This window comes from Aquihabitans sp. G128, assembly GCF_019048865.1.
GTDB lineage: Bacteria > Actinomycetota > Acidimicrobiia > Acidimicrobiales > Iamiaceae > Aquihabitans.
The window spans coordinates 4,493,058-4,514,056 of sequence record NZ_CP077604.1; the positions used below are offsets into that span (position 1 = coordinate 4,493,058).

General features: G+C 73.3%; 22 protein-coding genes and 2 pseudogenes. 12 read left to right on the forward strand and 12 right to left on the reverse strand.

From position 1 onward, the window contains the following. Positions 1-10: 10 nt before the first annotated feature. Both KSP35_RS21540 and KSP35_RS21545 read right to left on the reverse strand, forming a co-directional pair. Positions 11-700, reverse strand: a complete 690-nt coding sequence (locus KSP35_RS21540; protein WP_216997821.1) for an HAD family hydrolase — start codon at positions 698-700, stop codon at positions 11-13. 369 nt (positions 701-1,069) lie between these two features. Further along, positions 1,070-1,279, reverse strand: coding sequence for a DUF2188 domain-containing protein (locus KSP35_RS21545; protein WP_216997822.1), 210 nt, complete (start codon positions 1,277-1,279; stop codon positions 1,070-1,072). A 126-nt stretch (positions 1,280-1,405) separates the two neighbouring features. Here KSP35_RS21545 and KSP35_RS21550 point away from each other — a divergent pair, with 126 nt between their 5' ends. The 4 genes from KSP35_RS21550 (at position 1,406) to KSP35_RS21565 (ending at position 2,968) form a co-directional block, all read left to right on the forward strand. Further along, a complete protein-coding gene (locus KSP35_RS21550; RefSeq protein WP_216997823.1) occupies positions 1,406-1,750 on the forward strand; it encodes a hypothetical protein in 345 nt (114 codons plus the stop codon). 73 nt (positions 1,751-1,823) lie between these two features. Further along, positions 1,824-2,000, forward strand: coding sequence for a hypothetical protein (locus KSP35_RS21555; protein ID WP_216997824.1), 177 nt, complete (start codon positions 1,824-1,826; stop codon positions 1,998-2,000). Between the two features lie 155 nt (positions 2,001-2,155). Further along, positions 2,156-2,479, forward strand: a complete 324-nt coding sequence (locus KSP35_RS21560) for an STAS domain-containing protein (protein WP_216997825.1) — start codon at positions 2,156-2,158, stop codon at positions 2,477-2,479. Between the two features lie 159 nt (positions 2,480-2,638). Continuing rightward, the gene (locus tag KSP35_RS21565; RefSeq protein ID WP_216997826.1) at positions 2,639-2,968 is read left to right on the forward strand and encodes an STAS domain-containing protein; all 330 of its coding nucleotides are present in this window, start codon (positions 2,639-2,641) and stop codon (positions 2,966-2,968) included. Positions 2,969-3,057: 89 nt separating this feature from the next. On the opposite strand, the gene KSP35_RS21570 is transcribed toward KSP35_RS21565, so the two are convergent. The 3 genes from KSP35_RS21570 to KSP35_RS25125 form a co-directional block, all read right to left on the reverse strand. Beyond that, positions 3,058-3,252, reverse strand: a complete 195-nt coding sequence (locus KSP35_RS21570; protein WP_216997827.1) for a hypothetical protein — start codon at positions 3,250-3,252, stop codon at positions 3,058-3,060. A gap of 59 nt (positions 3,253-3,311) precedes the next feature. After that, positions 3,312-5,441 (reverse strand): catalase, encoded by a 2,130-nt coding sequence (locus KSP35_RS21575; RefSeq protein WP_216997828.1) that lies wholly within the window; start codon positions 5,439-5,441, stop codon positions 3,312-3,314. Positions 5,442-5,537: 96 nt separating this feature from the next. After that, positions 5,538-5,666, reverse strand: coding sequence for a hypothetical protein (locus KSP35_RS25125; protein WP_256444509.1), 129 nt, complete (start codon positions 5,664-5,666; stop codon positions 5,538-5,540). Between the two features lie 98 nt (positions 5,667-5,764). Here KSP35_RS25125 and kaiC point away from each other — a divergent pair. The 4 genes and pseudogenes from kaiC to KSP35_RS21600 all read left to right on the forward strand — a co-directional run bounded on the left by kaiC (position 5,765) and on the right by KSP35_RS21600 (position 10,830). Beyond that, positions 5,765-7,265 (forward strand): annotated as a pseudogene (gene kaiC, locus KSP35_RS24875) (circadian clock protein KaiC). Further along, the gene (locus tag KSP35_RS21590) at positions 7,258-7,563 is read left to right on the forward strand and encodes a circadian clock KaiB family protein (RefSeq protein WP_216997829.1); all 306 of its coding nucleotides are present in this window, start codon (positions 7,258-7,260) and stop codon (positions 7,561-7,563) included. Before kaiC ends, KSP35_RS21590 begins: the two are co-directional and overlap by 8 nt. Before the next feature lie 774 nt (positions 7,564-8,337). Then, positions 8,338-9,219 carry a SpoIIE family protein phosphatase gene (locus tag KSP35_RS21595; RefSeq protein WP_254127288.1) on the forward strand — a complete coding sequence of 294 codons (882 nt, stop codon included), beginning with the start codon at positions 8,338-8,340 and terminating at the stop codon, positions 9,217-9,219. A 423-nt stretch (positions 9,220-9,642) separates the two neighbouring features. Beyond that, the gene (locus KSP35_RS21600; RefSeq protein WP_216997831.1) at positions 9,643-10,830 is read left to right on the forward strand and encodes a zinc-dependent alcohol dehydrogenase; all 1,188 of its coding nucleotides are present in this window, start codon (positions 9,643-9,645) and stop codon (positions 10,828-10,830) included. 61 nt (positions 10,831-10,891) lie between these two features. Here the strand turns inward: KSP35_RS21600 and KSP35_RS21605 are convergent, their stop codons facing one another. Next, positions 10,892-11,791 carry an SDR family oxidoreductase gene (locus KSP35_RS21605; protein ID WP_217002308.1) on the reverse strand — a complete coding sequence of 300 codons (900 nt, stop codon included), beginning with the start codon at positions 11,789-11,791 and terminating at the stop codon, positions 10,892-10,894. Between the two features lie 199 nt (positions 11,792-11,990). Between KSP35_RS21605 and KSP35_RS21610 the strand changes: the two genes are divergently transcribed. Beyond that, positions 11,991-12,179, forward strand: coding sequence for a hypothetical protein (locus tag KSP35_RS21610; protein ID WP_216997832.1), 189 nt, complete (start codon positions 11,991-11,993; stop codon positions 12,177-12,179). Next, positions 12,176-12,613, forward strand: a complete 438-nt coding sequence (locus KSP35_RS21615) for an ATP-binding protein (RefSeq protein WP_216997833.1) — start codon at positions 12,176-12,178, stop codon at positions 12,611-12,613. The genes KSP35_RS21610 and KSP35_RS21615 overlap by 4 nt, the downstream gene beginning before the upstream one ends. A 13-nt stretch (positions 12,614-12,626) precedes the next feature. Here KSP35_RS21615 and KSP35_RS21620 read toward each other — a convergent pair whose 3' ends face one another. Together KSP35_RS21620 and KSP35_RS21625 are read right to left on the reverse strand one after the other, a co-directional pair. Next, positions 12,627-12,926, reverse strand: a complete 300-nt coding sequence (locus tag KSP35_RS21620) for a response regulator transcription factor (protein WP_216997834.1) — start codon at positions 12,924-12,926, stop codon at positions 12,627-12,629. Between the two features lie 94 nt (positions 12,927-13,020). Further along, entirely contained in the window at positions 13,021-14,175 is a 1,155-nt protein-coding gene (locus KSP35_RS21625) for a glutamate--cysteine ligase (RefSeq protein WP_216997835.1), read from the reverse strand. Positions 14,176-14,353: 178 nt separating this feature from the next. Here KSP35_RS21625 and KSP35_RS21630 point away from each other — a divergent pair. Beyond that, positions 14,354-15,411: pseudogene (locus KSP35_RS21630) on the forward strand (alpha-hydroxy-acid oxidizing protein). A 38-nt stretch (positions 15,412-15,449) separates the two neighbouring features. Here KSP35_RS21630 and KSP35_RS21640 read toward each other — a convergent pair. From KSP35_RS21640 to KSP35_RS21655, 4 genes are all read right to left on the reverse strand, one after another. Next, positions 15,450-16,103: a dihydrofolate reductase family protein gene (locus KSP35_RS21640; protein WP_216997838.1), complete on the reverse strand. Its 654-nt coding sequence runs from the start codon at positions 16,101-16,103 to the stop codon at positions 15,450-15,452. Between the two features lie 91 nt (positions 16,104-16,194). After that, entirely contained in the window at positions 16,195-17,475 is a 1,281-nt protein-coding gene (locus tag KSP35_RS21645) for an acetyl-CoA hydrolase/transferase family protein (protein ID WP_216997839.1), read from the reverse strand. 70 nt (positions 17,476-17,545) lie between these two features. Then, positions 17,546-17,740: a hypothetical protein gene (locus KSP35_RS21650; protein WP_216997840.1), complete on the reverse strand. Its 195-nt coding sequence runs from the start codon at positions 17,738-17,740 to the stop codon at positions 17,546-17,548. Positions 17,741-18,012: 272 nt separating this feature from the next. Further along, positions 18,013-18,840 carry a hypothetical protein gene (locus tag KSP35_RS21655; RefSeq protein WP_216997841.1) on the reverse strand — a complete coding sequence of 276 codons (828 nt, stop codon included), beginning with the start codon at positions 18,838-18,840 and terminating at the stop codon, positions 18,013-18,015. Between the two features lie 304 nt (positions 18,841-19,144). Here KSP35_RS21655 and KSP35_RS21660 point away from each other — a divergent pair, with 304 nt between their 5' ends. Continuing rightward, on the forward strand, positions 19,145-20,983 hold the full coding sequence (locus tag KSP35_RS21660; protein ID WP_216997842.1) for an acyltransferase family protein: 1,839 nt from the start codon (positions 19,145-19,147) through the stop codon (positions 20,981-20,983). Positions 20,984-20,999 lie beyond the last annotated feature (16 nt).

Genomic DNA, 20,999 nt, shown 5'->3' on the forward strand with positions numbered 1-20,999 from the left:
TCAGAGGTGCTCAGCGGTCCGGGATGATCGCCGCGAACGGCCCGCGGTGCAGGTCGGCCACGAGGGCGTCGGCGTCGTCGTAGGCCCGGCTGGCCCCGGCGTCGACGAGGTCGGCCGCCGCGGTGCCGCCGGTGGCCACGCCCACGAACCCCACCCCGGCGCGACCGGCCGCCTTCGCGTCCCACGTGGCGTCGCCGATGGCGATGGTGCGGGCGCGGTCGAGGGCGAACCGCTCGATGGCCACGTCGAAGATGTCGCTCTCGGGCTTGGAGGCGTCGGCGTCACCCGACGACGTCCACCCGGCCAGCCACCGGTCGACGTCGAGGACCTCCCGGAAGCGGTCCAGGTCCTCCTCCTTGGCCGAGCTGGCCAGCACGAGGCGCAGACCCACGTCGTGCAAGGCCTGCACGAGCTCCCGGGCGCCGGGCAGCAGGGTCACGTCGTCGAAGAGGCGGTCGAACTCCTCGCCGTAGGCGTCCTCGAGGCCGTCGACCTCCTCGCCGGCGAGCTCCGGCACCAGCTTGTCGCCACCCATGCCCACGAGGCGGTGGATCTCGTGCATGGGGTGGACCTGGTCGAACCGGCGGAACGCCCGGAACCAGGCGAGGGTGTGCAGGTGGTTGGTGTCGAGCAGGGTCCCGTCGACATCGAGCAGGACCCCCGGCCGGACGTCAGCGTCCGGTCCTCCGGTGGCGGGCACGTCAGGGGAGGAGCGCGACGACGGCGCTGTCGGCCTCGCCGGCCGCCGGGCCGTAGCCCAGCGTCAGGGCGCCCCGCTCGCCGCAGCTCGGGCAGCAGGCCCCGATCGCGAGGACCATGTCGTCGGGGTCCGAGGCGCCCTCGAAGTCGCCGCTCGACGACCTCGGTGAGCTCGCTGGCCAGGGAGGCCGTGCCACACGCCCCGCACCGGACCTCGCCCACGCTGCCGATGGCCCGCAGGTCGGCGGTGTAGCCCTCGGACCGCAGCCCGTCGAGGACGGCGGTCAGGGTGGTGTTGTCGCTGGGTGCCCCGGCCACCTGCTCGTGGTCGGGCTCGGTGGTCGGTGTCGCATCGGTCATGTCGTCGTCCTCAGGCTTCGGTGGGCGGGGTGGGGTCGCTGGTGGCCTCGAAGCCGGCGTCGTGGTCCACCACGGCCACACCGTCGAGCGCCGCTTGAGCCTGGGCCTGCTCCTCGGCCTCGCCGAGCGTCACGTACGAGCCCAGGGGCATCGAGTCGCCGATGCGCCACACCTCCCAGCCATCGCCCTGTTCCACCACGTGGATGTCTCGCTCGGCCATCGTCGCTCCTCGGTCGTTCGTCTGGCTGGCCCGCCTACCCACCGGGACGCGATCGCCCGCACCCACCTCGCCGTGACGTCGAGCCGGAGCGACCGAGCGTCGGCGGTGCGGGGTAGGCCGGCCCCCATGACCGATGTGCAGATCAGCGGAGGCGTGTGGCAGGCAGCAGGCGACGGCAGCCTCCGGGCCACGTTCGAGGTGGCGTGGGGGGATGCGACCGCGCAGCCCGTGACGGCGTTCGTCGACCCGGAGAGCCGGGCGGAGCTCGGCCTCCCCCTCGACGAGGGCCTCGCCGACGTGGCGCCGGAGCTGACCGCACGGGCACGCGCGGCCATCGAGCACCTGGCCACCACCGGGCGCTCGTCGCCCGAGCTCCGCCTCACCCGTCTCGACCTGGCCGGGGTTCTGGGCGGCGACGGCGACGAGGACCGGGACACCAGCACGCCCGACGAGCCTGGCCCCGAAGCCTGAAGCCACGCAGATCTTCCGTGCTCGGCCCGGGGCGGGCGGGGTACGGGACCGTCACGACCACGAGGGAGCAACCATGCCGACCGACGAAGACGAGGACACCCCGAGCATCGACGTGCACCAGCCTGGTCGGTCCGACCAGGCGGGCCTCGGGCCGCGAGAGGTCGACGGCGACCCGCCGGACGCCGTCGGCGGCGAGGACGACCGCAGCGGCGGCCCCGAGGAGCGGGCCCCGAAGGCGCCTGGCACCTGAGCGTGACGGCAGCCCCGCCGAGGGTGCAAGCGGCGGAATGTCCACCGTTCGTGCCACCTCCTGGAGTTGGCGGACGGCACCGTGCCGTGTTGACTGGGAGCCGCGCACGAGGTCCAGCAGGGGGCCGTCCAGCGCACGAACACCGAGCCAAGCCCATGCCCTCGCAGCCGACCCCACTCGACGCCTCCGTGTCCTACGAGGACGCCACCGCCACCTTCGACCTGGGTGGTGAGCTGGACGTGCAGAACAGCGATCGCCTCCGCGCCCTGGTGCAGGCGGCGCTGGCCATGCGCTGCACCGAGGTCGTGCTCGACTGCGAGCGGGTCCGGTTCATGGACTCCTCGGCGCTCGCCGCCGTGGTGGTCGCCGCCAAGGAGACCCGCCAGCGCGGCGGGCGGACCGTGGTGCGCAACGCCTCGGACCCCATCCGCAAGCTGCTCGCCATCACCGGCATCGACACCGTCGTCGACGTCACGTAGGGCGGCGATCCGCGGGCGGCGAGGAGTTTCGCCGGCCGAGGTCTAGGGGAGCGGCCGACGGGTTACTCATCCGGCCGCACGAACACGCAAACCACGCATGGGCAGGCGGTTGCCGCCGGATCGTGACCGTCGGCAGCGGCCTCGAACACAGGAGCAGCGATGGAGCAGAACCCCTCCTTCACGGCCGAGTTCGACCGTGACCACGTCCACATGACCGTGACCGTCTCGGGCACGTTCGACGCCTCGGACCTCGACGCCTTCGAGGCCGCCGTCGGCGAAGCCGGCCGGGGCCGACGGCGCGAGTGGACGATCGACGCCCGCGACCTCGAGGCGGCCGATCCGGCCTTCGGCGAGGCCCTCCTCTGGATCCGCGCCGAGCACGGCCACGTCTGCCTGCTCAACCCCTCGCCCGCCGTCCGGGCGGTGTTCGAGGAGACCGGGGCCGACGCCCGGATCGTCGTGCGCTCCGACGCCCGCGGCCGAACCTGACCGCTCGCGCCCGCCGCTCGATCGGGGTTCCCGTCGCCGGGGGTCGGTGAGCGACCCTCGGCGACAGGAACCCGGTCAGACCGGTGGCCTCAGGAGGGCGACTCGCGGTCGCGGTTCTCCGCCGCCTGGGCCTCGCCGGTGGCTGCGCCGTCCGCGTCGTCGTCGCTGGCCGCTCCGGGGTCGGAGTCGCCGCCCTCGTCGGACACGGCGCCCTCCTCGTCGGGGTGATCGGGCTGCGACCGTGCGCCGCCCTCTTGGATCTCGTCTTCGTCAGCGGTTCCCATGGATCGTCTCCGTTCGGTGGTGCGGTGCGGTGGGTGCGGTCGGGGAGGGGGCGCCCACGTCAGATCGTCCGGTCCCAGTGGCGGTGCCAGCCCACGGCGGTGACCAGGGCCTTGGTGAACGCCTTGGCGGCGCTGGGTCCGGTGACCACGCCGGGGGCCTCGGGGTCGATCCCGACCACCTCGAGCACGGCGACGGCGTCGCCGATGGCGCCGACGGCCTTGTGGTGGCGGTACGCCTCCTGCACCATCACGCCGACCTTGCGGTCGAGCTCGAGGGCGCCGGCAGCGCTGGGATCGACGACCAGGGCGTCGAACATCACCGAGTCGCAGGTGTGGAACGTGTGGTGGACCTCGACCGAGCCGAGGAACCCGCCGCGCGGCCCGATGACCTGCAGGACGGCCCCGGCGGCGGTGATGGCCGCGGCCACCTTGTCGACGGAGGCGGGCTTCACGCCGTCGCCCACGATCATGCCGATGACCCGGCCGTCGATGGCGCCGGGCTCGGCGATCTCCATCGAGAGGGCGGGCGACACGTCGATGGGGGCGTCGACGGCGAGCAGCACGGGCGACGCCTCGGGGACCGGGCGGCCGATGTTGGCGGCCACCCGCTCGACGAGGTCGGGGTGGACGTTGGCCAGGTTGGCCAGGGTCCGGTCCTGGATGGCCTCGTCGGACACCTTGCCGAGCTCGAAGGAGAAGGCGCCGACGATGTGCTCCTGCTCGGTGGGCTGCATCGAGTCCCAGAACAGGGTGGCCTGGGAGTAGTGGTCGTCGAAGGACTGGGCCCGCTCCCGGACCTTCACGCCCTCGACCGGCTGCGGCGAGTGGACGTAGCCGGCGTCGCCGATGGCGAACGGGCAGCCGCCGCCGACGGAGTTCGGGGCGTAGGCGGCGCGGCCCTGGTGGATGGCCTGCTGGCCGTACCCCTCGCGGTAGTCGTTGTTGACCGGGGCGGCCGGGCGGTTGATGGGCAGCTGCTCGAAGTTCGGGCCGCCGAGCCGGGTCAGCTGGGTGTCGAGGTAGGAGAACATCCGGGCGTGCAGCAGCGGGTCGTCGGTGATGTCGATGCCCCGCACGAGGTGGCCGGTGTGGAACGCCACCTGCTCGGTCTCGGCGAAGTAGCTGGTCGGGTTGCGGTCGAGCGTGAGCCGGCCGACGACGCGCACCGGGCACAGCTCCTCGGGCACGAGCTTCGTGGAGTCGAGCAGGTCGATGCCCTCGAAGGTCTGCTCGGGGATGTCGGGCATCACCTGCACGGCCAGGTCCCACTGGGGGAAGGCGCCGGACTCGATGGCGTTCCACAGGTCGCGCCGGTGGAAGTCGGGGTCGATGCCGCCGAGGCGCTGGGACTCCTCCCAGACCAGCGAGTGCACGCCGAGCACGGGCTTCCAGTGGAACTTCACCAGCGAGGTGGACCCGTCGTCGGCGACGAACCGGAACGTGTGGACGCCGAAGCCCTCCATGGTGCGGTACGAGCGGGGGATGGCCCGGTCGGACATCGTCCACAGCAGCATCGCCGTCGACTCCGGCTGCAGGGATGCGAAGTCCCAGAAGGTGTCGTGGGCGGTCTGGGCCTGGGGGATCTCCCGATCGGGCTCGGGCTTGGCGGCGTGGATGAGGTCCGGGAACTTGATCCCGTCCTGGATGAAGAAGATCGGGATGTTGTTGCCGACGAGGTCCATGTTCCCCTCGTCGGTGTAGAACTTCACCGCGAAGCCCCGGACGTCACGGGCGGTGTCGGCCGATCCCCGGGAGCCGGCCACGGTGGAGAAGCGCACGAACACCGGCGTCGTGCGCGAGGTGTCGGTGAGGAACCGGGCTGCCGTCAGGCCCTCGAGCGGGTCGGTGACGGTGAAGGTGCCGTGGGCGCCGGCACCTCGGGCGTGGACCACGCGCTCGGGGATGCGCTCGTGGTCGAAGTGCATGATCTTCTCGCGGAGCGCGTGGTCCTCGAGCAGCGTGGGACCCCGGGAGCCGGCCCGCAGGCTGTTGTCGGAGTCTTGGATCGGGGTGCCGGTGGCGGTGGTGATCGCATCGCCCTGCTGGGCCCACTGCGGGGAGGTGGCCAGGTCCCGGTCACCACCGACCTGCTCGGCGGGGGAGCGGCGGGGGGCGGTGTTGCGGGCCGTCTCCTTGGCGGGGTCGGCCGTGGCGGCCTTCTCGGTCGCGGGTGCCTTGCGGGGTGCCATCAGGGAGCTCCAGTGCTGGGGTAGGCGACGGCGCTACCCGAGGGGCGGGGTCTCAGGCACCCCGGCGACCGCCAAAGGGGTGGTTGTCCCCTGCGCTCAGTCGTCGCCGTCGCGCAGGAACGGCTCCCAGACCTCGTCGAGGTCGTCGGAGACGGAGAAGAGGGCGAGGGCGGGCCGTGCGGCCAGCGCCCCCACGAGGGTGCGAGCGGTCCGCAGGAGTTCCATGCTCCGGCTGTGCCCGAGGGCGGCCGGGCCAGACCGGGCGGCGCGCACATCACTCCGACGGGTGAAGATCGTCGCCTCGCCCGTGGAGGAGCGCCCCGATGGGGGCTGGTCACGGCCGTTTTGGGTACTTTTCGACGGTGCCACGCGGAGCCCCGACGATCGACGCCCCGGTCCGGACCATCGACCACACGCCGACGGGCGTGCTGGGCCTGGACGAGGTCCTCAACGGCGGCCTGCCCACCGGGCGGGCCACGCTCGTCTGCGGCGGCCCGGGGTGTGGCAAGTCGCTCTTGGCGCTGGAGCTGCTCGCCCGTGGCGCCACCCAGTTCGGCGAGGCCGGGGTCCTCATGCTGTTCGAGGAGACCCAGCAGGAAGCCGTCGAGAACGGCGCTTCGATCGGGCTGGACCTCCAGCCGCTGATCGACGGGGGGCTGCTCGCGGTCGACCACGTGGAGCTCCGGCGGGACCGCATCGAGCAGACGGGCGACTTCGACCTCGAGGGCCTCTTCGTGCGCCTCTCGCTCGCCATCGACGCCACGGGGGCCAAGCGGGTCGTGCTCGACACGCTCGAGACGCTCTTCGCGGCCTTCGACGACACCGCGCTGCTGCGATCGGAGCTGCAGCGCCTCTTCCGCTGGCTCAAGGACCGAGGGGTCACCGCGGTCATCACCGCCGAGCGGGGCGCCGGCGCCCTGACCCGCCACGGCCTCGAGGAGTACGTGTCGGACTGCGTGATCCTCCTCGACCACCGGGTCTCGGACCAGCTCGCCACCCGTCGCCTCCGGGTGGTCAAGTTCCGAGGCTCGCCCCACGGCACCAGCGAGTTCCCGTTCCTCATCGACGAGCGCGGCTTCAGCGTCCTGCCCGTGACCTCGCTCGACCTCGACCACGAGGCCAACGACGAGGTCGTGTCCAGCGGCATCGCCTCGCTCGACGACATGCTCGGCCTCGGCGGCTTCTACCGCGGCAGCACCGTGATGGTCTCGGGCGCGTCGGGCACCGGCAAGACCACCATCGCCGGCCACTTCGCCGGCGCGGCGTGCGCGCGGGGGGGAACGGACGCTGCTGCTGGCCTTCGAGGAGTCGCCGTCGCAGATCACCCGCAACCTCCGCTCGGTCGGCCTCGACCTCCAGCCGGCCATCGACGCCGGCACCCTGGTGGTCGACGCCGGGCGCCCCGCGCAGTTCGGCCTCGAGAGCCACCTGCTCCGCCTCTACCAGCACATGGAGGAGCTCCAGCCGACGGTGGTGGTGATCGACCCCATCACCGACTTCAAGAGCCAGGGCTCGTCGCTCGACATCAAGGCGATGCTGATGCGCATGGTCGACCTGCTCAAGCGGCGGGGCGTGACGGCGCTGTTCACCAGCATCTCCATCGACGGGGCCGACGAGGAGACGGCGGTCTCGTCGCTCATCGACACGTGGATCCAGCTCCGCGCCACCGAGGTCGACGGGCGGCGGGGCCACGGCCTCTACGTGCTCAAGGCTCGGGGCATGGCCCACTCCCACGACGTGAGAGCGCTGACGATCACCGACCACGGCGTGGAGCTCGGCGGCCTGGTGCCCCACGCCGACCCGGAGGAGGACCCCCGTGGCTGACCAGGATGCGATCGCCGATCCCGAGCGCTGGGAGCTGCGCCTCTACGTGGCCGGCACCAACCGCCGTTGCCAGGACGCCATCGCCAACCTCACGAGGATCTGCGAGGAGCGCCTCGCCGGCCGTTACTCCATCGAGGTCATCGACCTCCTGGAGCGCCCCCAGCTCGCCGCAGGGGAGCAGATCGTGGCCATCCCGACCCTGGTCCGGCAGCTGCCCGAGCCGGTGCGCAAGATCATCGGCGACCTCTCGAACGAGGAGCGGGTCCTGATCGGGCTCGACCTGCGCCCCGGTCCGTGACCGCTCGCCTGACCCCCGCGCTCATCCGGCTGTTCCACGGCCTGCCCGTCGCTGCCGTCATGGCGATCGACGGCCGGATCGTGGGGTTCAACCCGGCCGCCGAGCTCCTGTACCAGCGGGAGGAGGCCGACGCCCTCGGTGCCGGCTTCGTCGAGCTGCTGTTCGACCCGGACGACCGGGCCGGCATCGCTGCGGTCCTGGAGGGGAACGCGCCCGAGCCCGAGTCCGGCACGTGGCGGGTTCGACGCGGTGACGGGGTGCTCCTGGTGAGCACCTTCCGCCTCGAGCGGCTCGACGGCGACCTCGTGGCCTGGATCGCGACGGACACGACCGACCAGGGCCACGCCGAGGAGGAGCGAGCGCTGCTGCTCAGCGCCGAGCACGCCGCCCGCGCCGAGGCCGAGGCGGCCCGCTTCCGCTTGAACGTGCTGTCGTCCGCGAGCAGCGCCATGACCTCGACGCTGGACCGCACCCTGCTGCTCGCTCGCGTGTCCGAGGCCCTGGTGCCGGCCGTCGGCGACCTGTTCGTGGCCGAGCTCATCGATGCCGACGGCCACGTGTCGCTGGTGCACGTCGGCCACCAGGACGAGCTGCTGGCCAAGGAGCTCACGGAGGTGATCCAGCGCCAGCCGATCGATCGCGACGGCGACGACCCCATCGCCACCGTCCTGCGCGGCGGCGAGGCGCAGCGCTACGACGGGCGCGAGCGGACCGACGCCGCCGTCGCCTCGATCGCGCGACGACGAGCAGGCCCGCTTCTACGCCGGCCTGGGGCTGCGGGCCACGGTGATCGCACCGGTCCGGTCGGCAGGCACCACGCTCGGCGTGCTGGCCCTCTCGACGGTGGAGCGGCCCCTGCAGCCCGACGACCTGGCGATGGTGTCCGAGGTGGCCCACCGCCTTGCCCTGGCGCTGGGCAACGTCGAGGCCTACCTCGACGAGCGTCGGCGGGGCGAGGTGCTCCAGCTCTCCCTGCTGCCCACCATCCCGGCGGTCGACGGCTTGGAGGTGGCCGTCCGCTACCTCGCAGCCACCGACGGCTCGAAGGTGGGCGGCGACTGGTACGACGTCATCCCCATCGGCGACGGCCAGGTGGACCTCGTGATCGGCGACGTGGTCGGCCACGACATGCAGGCCGCGGTGGAGATGAGCCAGGCGCGCAACGCGCTGCGAGCCTTCGCCTGCGCCGACGGGGCCACGCCGGCAGCGACGCTCACGGGGCTCGACCACATGTCGAACCGCCTGGGCATGGAGCTGGCCACGGCCGTGGTCGCCCGGGTGGACCTGGAGGCCGACACGCTCACGTGGAGCAACGCCGGCCACACGCCGCCGCTCCTGGTCACCGACGGCCACGTCACCGTCCTCGACGACTACCTCGGCGCCATGCTCGGCATCGGGACGCCGAGCGATCGCCGACAGCGCACGGTCCCGTTCCCTCCGGGCTCGACCTTGGTCTTCTACACCGACGGCGCCATCGAGGACCCCGAGCTCTCGCTCGACGAGGGCTTGGCACGCCTCACCGAAGCCGTGCGGACCTCCGCCGAGGACGGGACCGAGGCGATCTGCGACGCCGTGGTGGCCTCGACGCTCGACGACGGGCTCGACCGCCGGGACGACATCGCCATCCTCGTGGTGTCGCGCGTCGCCGAGCGCTGAGCCTGACTCACTCCGGGGGCGCGACCCACGGCATCGCCCTCGGCGTCGACGTCGTCGGGGCGGTCGTGGCCGGCCTCGTACTTCTCCTCGCCCTCCGCCTCGGCGTCGAACTGCGCCTCGGCCTCCTCGAGGGAGTCGGTCTCCTCGACGGCGCGGTCGGCGACCTCCTGGTCGCGTGCGACGTTCTGGCCGTGCCAGTCGTCGACGGTGCTGTTGTCGGGCTCGTTGATCTCGCCGTCGCTCATGGCGGGCTCCTCGTGTGTCGGTGGGTCTCTGCGTCGTGCCCGCCCCATCGCCGCCCAGACCACCCGAGCGGGCGGGATCGCGGCATCGGCGTGCCCCAACGGGTGAAACCCGGGCACCGGTCGGGTGGGGCCGGGAGCGGCGGGCAGGGAGCGCGGCACCCCCACGGAAGAGGCACCCATGAAGGCACTGACCTGGCACGGCAAGCGCGACGTCCGCATCGACGAGGTGCCGGACCCGACGATCGAGGAGCCCACCGACGCCATCATCAAGGTGACGTCCACCGCGATCTGCGGCTCGGACCTCCACCTCTACGAGCTCTTCGGCCCGTTCATCGACGAAGGCGACATCCTCGGCCACGAGCCCATGGGCATCGTCGAGGCGGTCGGCTCGGACGTCCCGAACCTGGCGGTGGGTGATCGGGTGGTCGTCCCGTTCAACATCTCGTGCGGGCACTGCTGGATGTGCACCAACGACCTGCAGTCGCAGTGCGAGACCACGCAGGTCCACGAGCACGGCACCGGCGCCTCGCTGTTCGGCTACACCAAGCTCTACGGCCAGGTGGCTGGGGGCCAGGCCGAGTACCTGCGGGTCCCGCAGGCCCACTACGGCCCGGTCAAGATCCCGGACGGCACCCCCGACGAGCAGTACCTGTTCCTGTCCGACGTGCTGCCCACCGCCTACCAGGCGGTCGAGTACGCCGCCGTCCCCGAGGGCGGCACGGTGGCCGTGTTCGGGCTCGGCCCCATCGGCCAGATGGCCGCCCGCATCGCCCGCCAACGCGGCGCCTCGAAGGTGTTCGGCATCGACCTGGTGCCCGAGCGCCTGCAGATGGCGGCTCGCAACGGGATCATCCCCGTCGACCTGTCGGACCACGAGGACGACCTCGCCGACTTCCTGCGCAGCCAGACCGCGGGGCGGGGCCCTGACTCGGCCATCGACGCCGTCGGCATGGAGGCCCACGGGTCGGGCGCCGGCAAGCTGGCCCACGCCCTCGTCGGGCTGCTGCCCGACGCGGTGGCCAGCCCACTCATGCAGAAGGCCGGGATCGACCGGCTGGGCGCCCTGCTCGCAGCCATCGACGTCGTCCGCCGCGGCGGCACGCTGTCGATCAGCGGCGTCTACGGCGGCGCCCAGGATCCGCTGCCGATGCTGCAGATGTTCGACAAGCAGCTCACCGTTCGCATGGGCCAGGCCAACGTCCGCCGGTGGGTCGACGACCTGCTGCCGCTGATCGAGGACCCGGCCGACCCGCTCGGCGTGCTCGACCTCACCACGCACCAGGTCCCGCTCACCGAGGCGCCCGCCATGTACGAGACCTTCCAGAAGAAGGAGGACGGCGCCATCAAGGTCGTCCTCAAGCCCTGAACCCTCCGTCCCGGTGCCGCCCGCAGGTGGGGTGGCACCGGGCACCGGGGCGCCGGGACCGTCAGCGGACCTCGGGGTCGCTGGGGGCGAAGACGTTGCCGTCGTTGGGCTCGACCGTGCGGCGCTCCAGGGCGAAGCGGCGGTAGAGCGGACCGACCAGGCGCTCGTAGACCGGGGTGGCGAACCGGAAGCCGAACACCACGACGGCGTTGAGGGGGCCGACGGAGACCCGGCGCGAGCCGTGCTCGCTGGCTCGGACGATGGCCGCCGCCACCTTCTCGGGCGGGTCGACCGGGGGCGGCGGCTTGCCGGGGTGGCCCTCGACCGAGGCGGCCCGGCGGTAGATCGGCGTGTCCACGGCGCCGGGCGCCACGGTGGAGACGTGGATGTCGGGGGCGTCGGCGGTCTCGAGCCGCAGGATGCGCGACAGGCCGACCTGGGCCCACTTGCCGGTGACGTAGGCGCCGATGCCGGGTACGGCCACCGAACCGAGCAGCGAGGTCACGATGACCAGCGAGCCGCGGCCCTGCGCCCGGAAGTGGCGGAGGGCGGCTCGGCTCACCCGCACGGTGCCGTGGGTGGCGGTGTCCATGACCCGGTCGAGCACCTCGAGCCGGAGGTCCTCGACGGTGCCGTAGGCCATGACCATGGCGGCGTGCACCACCACGTCGAGCCGGCCGTGGCGCCTGGCGGCGGCGTCGAAGATGGCGTCGATGGCCTCGGCGTCGAGCACGTCGGCGGGGGCGGCCTCGGCCGACGCCGCGCCGGCGGCGAGCGTGGCCGCCGCCGCGTCGGCGAGGAGCTCGGCGCCGCGGGCCACGAGCACCACGTGGAACCCCTTGGCGCCGAATGCGAGGGCCGCCGCCCGGCCGATGCCGCTCGACGCACCGGTGACGATGGCGACGGGGACGGTCGAGGCGGGCGGTGGGACGGGGGTGGGTCGTTCGTCGGTGTCGGTGATGCCGAGGCCCTGCCCCTGCCAGCAGGGGCCAGACCCGGAGGTCGGGGTGTCGACGGGTGCTTTCGATCGGGGAGCGGCGCAGGCGCTGGTGAGGCGGGCGGCGCCCGAGCCGAATCACCCCTTCGCCGGGCGTCCGCCGTTCTCGGTGTCGCTGACCGGGGGCACGCAACGTGGACCGCACCACCCCCGGAGCACCCCCGTGAGCGCCATCCAAGACCAGGTCCTGACCCTCACGACCACCGTCGGCGCCGTGCTGGCCACCGGCCTCGTCGCGCTGCTCGGCTGGGGCCCGCAGATCCCGCTCGACACAGCCGACACGCCGCCCGAAGGCGACCGCCGGTCCGACGGCGACGAAGGTGGCCACCGACGCATGCGGTGGTCGCGGTGAGCGCCTCGGAAGGAGATCCGGCCGCCGCGGGTGCGTCACCCGAGGCGGAGTCCATCGTCCTGACCGCCCAGGTGCGCAGCTCGGCCATGGCACGGACCTTCGTGGGCCAGGCGATCGCGCGCAGCGGGGCACCCGTGCCCGAGGACCTCCTCCTGCTCACCAGCGAGGCCACCACCAACGCGACCATCCACGCCGACTCGAACCAGATCACGGTGTCGGTCGAGCGCATCGGCTCGGTCGCTCGCGTCTCGGTCCAGGACGACGATCCCACGCCGCCGCACGTGGTGTCCGCCGACCCCGGCCAGCCCGGGGGTCTGGGCGTGCGCCTCATCGACCAGCTGGCCGCCGACTGGGGCGTCACCCAGATCCAGGGCGACGGCAAGCTGGTCTGGTTCGAGGTCCCGCTCGCCGAGGGCGACGCCCCCGATCGCTAGCGGGCCGCCGGGCCTAGGCCGCCTGGGAGAAGTACCAGACCGCCGCCTGCGCCCGGTTGTGCACGCCGATCTTGCGGTACACGCGCTGCAGGTGGGTCTTGACGGTGTCGACGCCGACGTAGAGCTCCGAAGCGATGCGGGCGTTGGGCAGGCCCTTCGCCACCAGGGTCAGCACCTCCTGCTCGCGCTCGGACAGGACCTCCACCCGTGCGTCGGCGCGCAGCCCCGGCGGCGGCGGCGGCGGGGTGATGGCGTGATCGGCGAGGACCTTGGTCAGCTCCTCCACGTAGCGCTCCAGCACAGCCACTCGCACGGGCCCGTCGGCTTCGATCGCATCCATTCTCACCATGTACCTGTTGGCCGCCGGCTCAGAACCGGGCCCACCTCCGGCCGTGCAGGGTGGCTCGTCAGGTGGTGCCCGCCAGGGTGGCGACGGCCACCCGGTCCACGGCGGCCGACAGGTCGCCGTCGGCCGCGGCGACGGCGCGGCGCTGGCGCTCGGCACCGGTGCCCTCGCGGCGGACGAACGCCACCGTGGCCGACACGTCGGCCCACTCGCCCCGGTCCTCGAGCACCGGTCGCACGAGGCCCAGCAGCGAGTCCAGGACGTCGCCCGCCGGGCGCAGCGCCATGGCCTGCACGTCGACGAGCTGGTCGGCCAGCCCGTAGCGAGCCGCCCGCCACAGGGCCGAGCGCAGCACCTCGGTGCGCGGCGGGTCGAGGGGCGCGCCCGCCTCGGCCTGGGCGTGCAGCACCTCGACGAGGGCGCGGACGATGGCGGCCGTCGCCACGACCTCGTCGACGGTCATGAGCACGTCGGCCGCCCGGAACTCGAGCGTCGGGTAGCGGGCCGACGGCCGCACGTCCCAGTAGAGCCGGCCCGGCGCGTCGATGGCCTCGACGGCGTGGAGGTGGTCGACGAGGCGGTCGAAGGCGGCCCGGTCCGGCAGGTGCTCGGGGATGCCGGCCATCGGCCAGCGGTGGAACACCTCGGTGCGGTAGCTGGCGTAGCGGCTGTCGCGCCCCATCCAGTAGGGGGAGTTGGCACTCAGGGCCACCAGCACCGGCAGCCAGCCCCGGACCCGGTTCATGATGCCGATGGCCAGCTCCGGGTCGCGGACGCCCACGTGGATGTGGCAGCCGCTCACCGACTGCTCGTCGGTGAGGAGGCCGTAGGTGTGGTGCAGGCCCACGTAGGCGACCTCGTCGGTGATGCCGCCGTCGTCGTTCCAGCGGGCGAAGGGGTGGGTGGCCGAGGCCAGCAGCCGGGCGCCCACGTCCTCGGCCGCCTGGCCCAGGGCCCTCCGCAGTCCGACGATCGAGGCCCGGACGTCGGCCAGGTCGTGGCACACCGCGGTCCCCGACTCGACCTGCGACTGCTTCAGCTCCGCCTCGATGGCGCTGCCCGCCGGTGCGGTCGCCCGCTCGAGCACGTCGGCCGCGTCGCCGCGGAGCTGGCGGGTCTCGGCGTCGACGAGGAAGAACTCCTCTTCGACGCCGACCGAGAAGTCCTCGCCGGCCGGGTCGTCGAACACGGCGAAGGGCTCCGAGGTGGGGGGCATCGGGTCGCCCTACCCGCCTGCCCGTCGGTCTACCGTCCTCGGCGGGACCACGACCCTGGAGGCACCGATGCCGAACTACGGCGACTGGCAGCTGTCGATCTACTTCAACGGGCTGGACGGCGTCCGCCCCGAGCTCCCCATGTCCTTCGCCGACCTCGAGCGGCGGGCCGAGGCGGAGATGACCGAGCAGCTGTGGTCCTACGTGGCCGGCGGGGCGGGCGACGAGCGCACCCAGCGGGCCAACGTCGCGGCGTTCGACCGGTGGGGGCTGGTGCCCCGGGTGCTGGCCGGGGCCGCCGAGCGGGACCTGCACGTCGACCTCTTCGGCACCCGGCTGCCCACCCCGCTGCTGCTCGCCCCGGTGGGCGTGATCGGCATCATCGACCCCGACGGCCACGGCGACGTGCTCACCGCCCGGGCCGCGGCGTCGTCCGGCGTGCCGATGGTGGCGTCGACGTTGATGGAGGACCCGCTGGAGGTGGTGGCCGCCGAGCTGGGCGAGACGCCGGGCTGGTTCCAGCTGTACCCGCCCAAGGACCGCGAGCTCTGCGAGAGCTTCGTGCGCCGGGCCGAGGCGGCCGGCTACTCGGCCATCGTGGTCACCCTCGACACCCTCACGCTGGGCTGGCGCCCCCGGGACCTCACCATCGCCAGCTTCCCGCAGCTCCAGGGGCTGTGCCTGGCCAACTACTTCTCCGACCCGGTGTTCCGCGCCCAGCTGGCCGTGCCGCCCGAGGAAGACGTGTCGGCCGCCACCGGGCTGTGGGCCATGAGCTTCGGCAACCCGGGCCTGGGCTGGGACGACCTCGGTGGCTGCGGTCCATCACCACCGTGCCCCTGCTGCTCAAGGGCGTGTGCCACCCCGACGACGCCCGGCGGGCCCTCGACCTCGGCGTCGACGGCATCTACTGCTCCACCCACGGCGGCCGGCAGGCCAACGGCGGCCTGCCGGCGCTCGAGTGCCTCCCGGGCATCGTCGACGTGGCCGGCGACGCGCCGGTGATCTTCGACTCGGGCATCCGCAGCGGGCCCGACGCCGTGAAGGCGCTCGCCCTGGGCGCCACCGCGGTGGGCATCGGTCGGCCCTACGCCTTCGGTCTCGCCGTCGGCGGCCAGGCCGGCGTCGAGCACGTCCTCAGCTGCCTGCTCGCCGAGCTCGACCTGACCATGGCCGTCGACGGCTACGGCTCCCTGGCCGACCTCACGCCCGAGGCGCTCCGACCCCTCGGGCGGTAGCGGCCCCGGGCGCCCCGGCTCCTGGCGGGTGTCCCGGGTCAGCCGCCCTTGGCGATCCGGACGTGGGTGGCGCCGGCGCCCTGCACGACCTCGGTCACCCCGTAGCCCGCCAGCCCGGCGGGATCGTCGAAGATCCGCTCACCACGCCCGAGGAACAGCGGGGCGATGGCCACGTGGAGGTCGTCGAGCAGCTCGGCGGCCAGGTACTGGCGGACGGTGCTGGCGCCGCCGCCGACCCGCACGTCGGCACCGTCGGCGGCGGCGAAGGCCAGCTCCAGCGCCGCCTCGATGCCGCCGTCCACGAAGTGGAAGGTGGTGCCGTCCAGCTCGAGGGCGGGGCGGACGTGGTGGGTGAGCACGAACACGGGGTGGTGGTACGGCGGCTCCGGGCCCCACCAGCCGGTCCACGAGTGGTCGGGCCACGGTCCCCGCACGGGCCCGAACATGTTGCGGCCCATGATCGTGGCGCCGATGCCCTCGTCGCCGGCCCGCCACCAGGCCTCGTCGACCTCCAGGCCCGGCGTGAGCTCGGGCGGGTCGCCGCCGAACATGGCCCGGCCCGAGGGCGTGGCGAAGGCCCACTCGTGCAGGGCTCGACCGCCCACCCCGAGCGGGTTGTCCTCGTCCTGGTCGGGTCCGGCGGCGAAGCCGTCGAGCGACATCGAGATGTTGTGGGCACGGAGCTTGGGCATGGGGGTCCTCCTGCTGTGGGGCGCCGGTGGGCGCCGGTTCGGGGAGACGTCGGAGCCGAGGGGCCGACCTCGACATCTTCGCCGCGCCGGCTCAGTGGAGGAGGCCGAGCTCCCTGGCCGCCCGGCCGAGGTCGTCGCGGTGGGCGGGATCGGCGATGGCGATGAGGGCGCGGGCCCGGTCGGCGAGCGATCGCCCGCGCAGCTCGGCCACGCCGTGCTCGGTGACCACGTGGTCGACGGTGTTCTTGATGGTGGTCACCACCGAGCCCGGCGCCAGCGTCGGCACGATGCGGGTGCGGCCGTCCCGCGTGGTCGAGCGGGTCACGATGAACGCCTGGCCCTCCTCGGCGTACATGGCGCCGCGGGCGAAGTCGGCCTGGCCGCCGGACGACGACCAGTAGCGCCCGGCGATGGTCTCCGAGGCGCACTGGCCGAGCAGGTCGACCTCGGTGGTGGCGTTGACCGAGGCGAAGCGCTTCATGCGGGCGATGACGCGCGGGTCGTTCACGAAGTCGACGCCGAGCAGCTCCACCGATGCGTTGTCGTCGAGCCAGTCGTAGAGCCGGCGGGTCCCGAGGCAGAAGGTGGTGGCCACCCGGTTGCGACGCACCTCCTTGTTCGCACCCGTGACCACCCCCGCCTCCACCAGGTCGACCATGCCGTCGTGGAGCAGCTCCGTGTGGATGCCCAGGCCGCGGTGGCCGCCGAGGGCCTCCAGCACGCCGGCGGCGATGGTGCCGATGCCCACCTGGATGGTCGCCTCGTTCGGGATGCGCTCGGCGACGTGCGCCGCGATGGCCCGGTCGACGGCTCCGGGCACCGGCCGCGGCACCTCGACCAGCGGTCGGTCCGACTCGCACCAGCCCACGATCTGGGAGTGGTGCAGCACGTTGGCGCCGCGGGTGCGGGGCATGTGCGGGGTGGCCTCGAGGAAGAACGGGACCCGGCCGATCAGCGACGCCACGTAGTCGGCGTTGGTGCCGAGGCTGAAGTACCCGTGGCGGTCCGGCGGCGAGCAGGCCGCCACCACCAGGTCGCACCGGGTGCTGCGCTGCAGGATCAGCGGCACCTCGGAGAAGTGGTTGGGCACGAGGTCGATGGTCCCGGCCCAGTACGCCGGTCGGGTCACGTGCGAGAGGAAGTACGACACGTGCCGGAGCCGGGTGTCGTCCGGGGCGGCGTGCAGGTAGGGCCGGTCGTGCAGGGCGTGCATCTGGTGGATGCGCACGCCGGACAGCTGCTCGACGCCCGCCTCGATGGCGTCGAGCACGGCGGTGGGCTCGCCGTTGGCGAGGGGGACCACGATGTCGGCCCCCTCGCCCACGTGGTCGAGGACCTGGGCGGCGGCGACCGGGGCGGGGAGCGTGAGCATGGCCCCCCGGCCTACCCGCTGGGGCCGACCCTCGCCGACCACAGCCGGATCGCCGGTGGCCAGCCCGGGGTCAGCTTCCGAGCTCGGAGCAGTCCTGGCAGTCGGGGCACGCCGTGCCGGCCATGGGGGGCCAGGTGAGCGTGGCGTGGACCTGCAACGCCTCCACGCCGCACCACGTCTCGCCCGTCTCGAGGTCGACGGCGTGCACCGGCGCCAGGGGCGGGTGGGCGTGGGCCAGCGACGGCCGGGCCGGGAAGCCCTTCACCTCGCAGCACGGCTGCTCCGCCCCCTGGACCCAAACACGAGTGATCTCCACAACCGTCACCTCCGCGTCGAAGACGATCGGTCGGCCTGGCTGCTCAAGCGTCCCGCCCCTGGCGCGCTCACCGCCGCCGCCAGGTGAGCGGCGCCCGCCGCTCGGGGGATCGTCTCAGGTCGACCGCCTGGGTGACAACCCCCACTTCGGGTGACATTCCTGACGCGCTCCGTCACCGGGTGCAGGGCCCTCGATCGAGCCCGGTACCCGGTGACCAGCGGTCAGCAGTTGACGGTGACCGAGGCGTAGGCGCGAGCCCAGTTGCCGTTGGAGTCGGTGACCCGCACGATCGCAGAGTTGGAGCTCGTGTACACCGCGGTGGCGATGTAGCCGGCGGGTTCGGCCGTGGCCTGGATGTCGCAGTAGAGGATGTCCCGGCGGAAGCTGACGACGATCTGGCCGGGGTTGGCGAACGCGCTCGAGTACCCGGAGACCATGCCGGTGGAGGAGTACATGTCGGCGAACTGGTTGGTGCTCGCGGTGAGGACGTCGGCGTAGATCGGCTCGATGTAGTAGCCGGCCACGTCGACCACCACGTGGGTGCTGCCGGTGAACGCCCGCACCTTGATGCCGCTCGATGCCGTGGTGATGGTGGCGCCGGCGGTGTTGCCCGTGCTGCCCCACTGGAGGACGGTCTGGTTGGGCTCGTTGGTGCCGTTGGCCCACGCCCGGAGGTAGCCCGCCGACAGCGGGTCGGCCGCGGAGATCGATGCGTCGAGGGCGGTGGCGTACGGGGAGATGGCCGGGCACTTGGTGAGCGGTACGGTGCGCACCTCGCTGGGGCTGAAGCGGCCGCCGCTGGTGCGCGAGTCGTACAGGCGGCACGGCGTGGCCAGCGGCACGTACTCGCGCTTGATGACGGCGTTGCGGGTGCCGATCTGGCCGCGCGTGCCCGAAGGCCCGTCGGCGTTGACGCTCGGTGACTGGCCGGGGAGGTCGAGCGGCTTGTCGGGCGGCGGCGGTGGGTCGCCCTGGGGGGAAGCCCACGCGTAGCTGGCCCCGCCGACGAGCAGCACGGCGACGAGCAGGGAAAGGACAGACCGCTTCATGGCGGCTCCTCGCACTCTGGGCGCCGTCCCGCGACGGCGCATCGCCAGGAACGTACGCCTCTCGGTAGCCGGAGGAAAGCCGGTGCGCGCCGCTCGGCCTGTCCGAGATGTCCGGTTTCGCCGGCGCGGGTGCGACGCTTGGGGTGCCTGGCAGCGCGAGGCACCGTTCGAGTGGAGGAGGAGTCGCACGCAGCCACCAGCCCGGCCCCTTGCGCCGACCGGACCGACCGAGCTGCCGGGCGCCGATGGCCTCGACCAGGCGGGCGCGCTGCCGCGCCTCCCGGCGCTCGACGGGCTCCGGGCGGTGGCCGTGGCGGCGGTGCTGGCCTTCCACGGCGGCTTCGGCTGGGCCTCCGGCGGGTACCTGGGCGTGTCGGTCTTCTTCACGTTGTCCGGCTTCCTGATCACCCGGCTGCTCCTGGCCGAGCACGAGCGCACCGGGCGCATCGACCTCGTGCGCTTCGCCACCCGTCGAGCTCGCCGCCTGCTGCCCGCGTCCTGCGCCTGCGTGGCCGCCATCCTGCTGGCCACCCAGCTCGGGGCCTTCGACGAGGTGGCGAACCTGCGCCGGGACCTGTTCGGCGCCGTCAGCCAGCTCGCCAACTGGGCCCAGCTGACCTCCGGTCGCAGCTACGCCGAGATCTTCGCGGCGGGCGCCTCGCCGGTGGAGCACTTCTGGTCGCTCGCCATCGAGGAGCAGTTCTACCTGGTGTGGCCCCTCGCCTTCGCCCTGGTGTGGGCCCGGCGCAGCCCGGCCGTGCGCTTGCGGCTGGCGGTCGCCGCCTTCGCCCTGCTCGCCGTGGTGCCGGCCGTCGTGGCCCGGGTCTGGAGCGCCGACGCCGCCTACCTCAGCACCCCGGCCCGCCTCGCCGAGCTGTTCGCCGGCGTGGTCCTGGCCATGGTGCTGCAGCACCGCCAGGTGCCTGCGTGGCTGGCCTGGGTGGCGCCAGCCGCCCTGGTCGTGTTCGTGGCCCTCACGGTCCTGACCCCCAGCGGGCACGGGTGGGCGTACCAGGGCGGGCTCCCGCTCTTCGCCCTGCTCTCCGCCGCGCTCGTGGCCGGCCTGCAGGTCGACGGTCCCGCGCAGCGCCTGCTCGCCCGCCGACCGCTGGTGGCCGTCGGCGCGGTCTCCTACGGCCTGTACGTCTTCCACTGGCCGATCTTCCTGCTCGCCGACGCCCACCCCCTGGGCCTGCACGGTGGCCCGCTGTTCCTCGCCAAGTGCGTCGCCAGCGGCTCCGCAGCGGTGATCTCGTACTGGCTCCTGGAGCGGCCCATCCGCCGTCGAGCCCCGCGCCCCCGCACGACGTTCGCTCCGGCGTTCGGCGCCATCGCCGTCCTGGTCCTCGCCGCAGCTGCCATCGCGCCCGGCCCGGCGCCGGCGCTCGGCCACGTGGAGGCGAGCACGGCAGAGAAGGCCCGCATCGAGCCGTTGCCGGCGGGCGCCCCCGGGCTGGGAACGGGCCCGGTGCCGGCCCGTCCCGTGCGCATCCTCGTGGTCGGCGACTCCACCGGCGAGGTCATGGGGGCTGGGCTGGTCGAGTGGGCCGCTGCCCACCCCTCGCTCGCCCAGGTCGACGTCGAGGCCCTCCCGGCCTGCGGCCTCGTCACGGGCGGCCACTACCTCGACTTCCTCGACCAGTACCGGAAGGCGTGCGACGAGCGCCTCGAAGCCCTGCCCGGCGACTACGAGCGCCTCCACCCGGACGTGGTGGTCGTCGTGATCGCCGCCGCCGACACCTGGGACCGCCGCTGGGGCGACGGCCCCGGCCTGCGGCCGACGGACCCGACGTACCGCACCCACATCGAGGACGGCTACCGGACCTTCTTCGACGCGGCGGTCGATGCCGACGTGCCCCACGTGGTCTGGCTGCGGCCCGCCCAGATCGGCACCGAGCCCAAGTACGCCGATCCCAGCTTCGGCGACGGCGGCCAGGCGCTCGTGCAGCGGACCGTCGAGGCTGCGGTCGAGCGGCACCCGGGACGGGTGGAGGTGCTCGACTTCCGGTCGTGGTTCGAGGGCACCGCCTACCCGCACGACCAGGCGATCCGCCCCGACGGGGTGCACCTCATCCCCGAGGTGGCCGCCCGCGTGGCCACCGACTGGTTCGGTCCGAACCTGGTCCGCATCGCGCTGCGCTGAGCGCGGCAGACTGCCG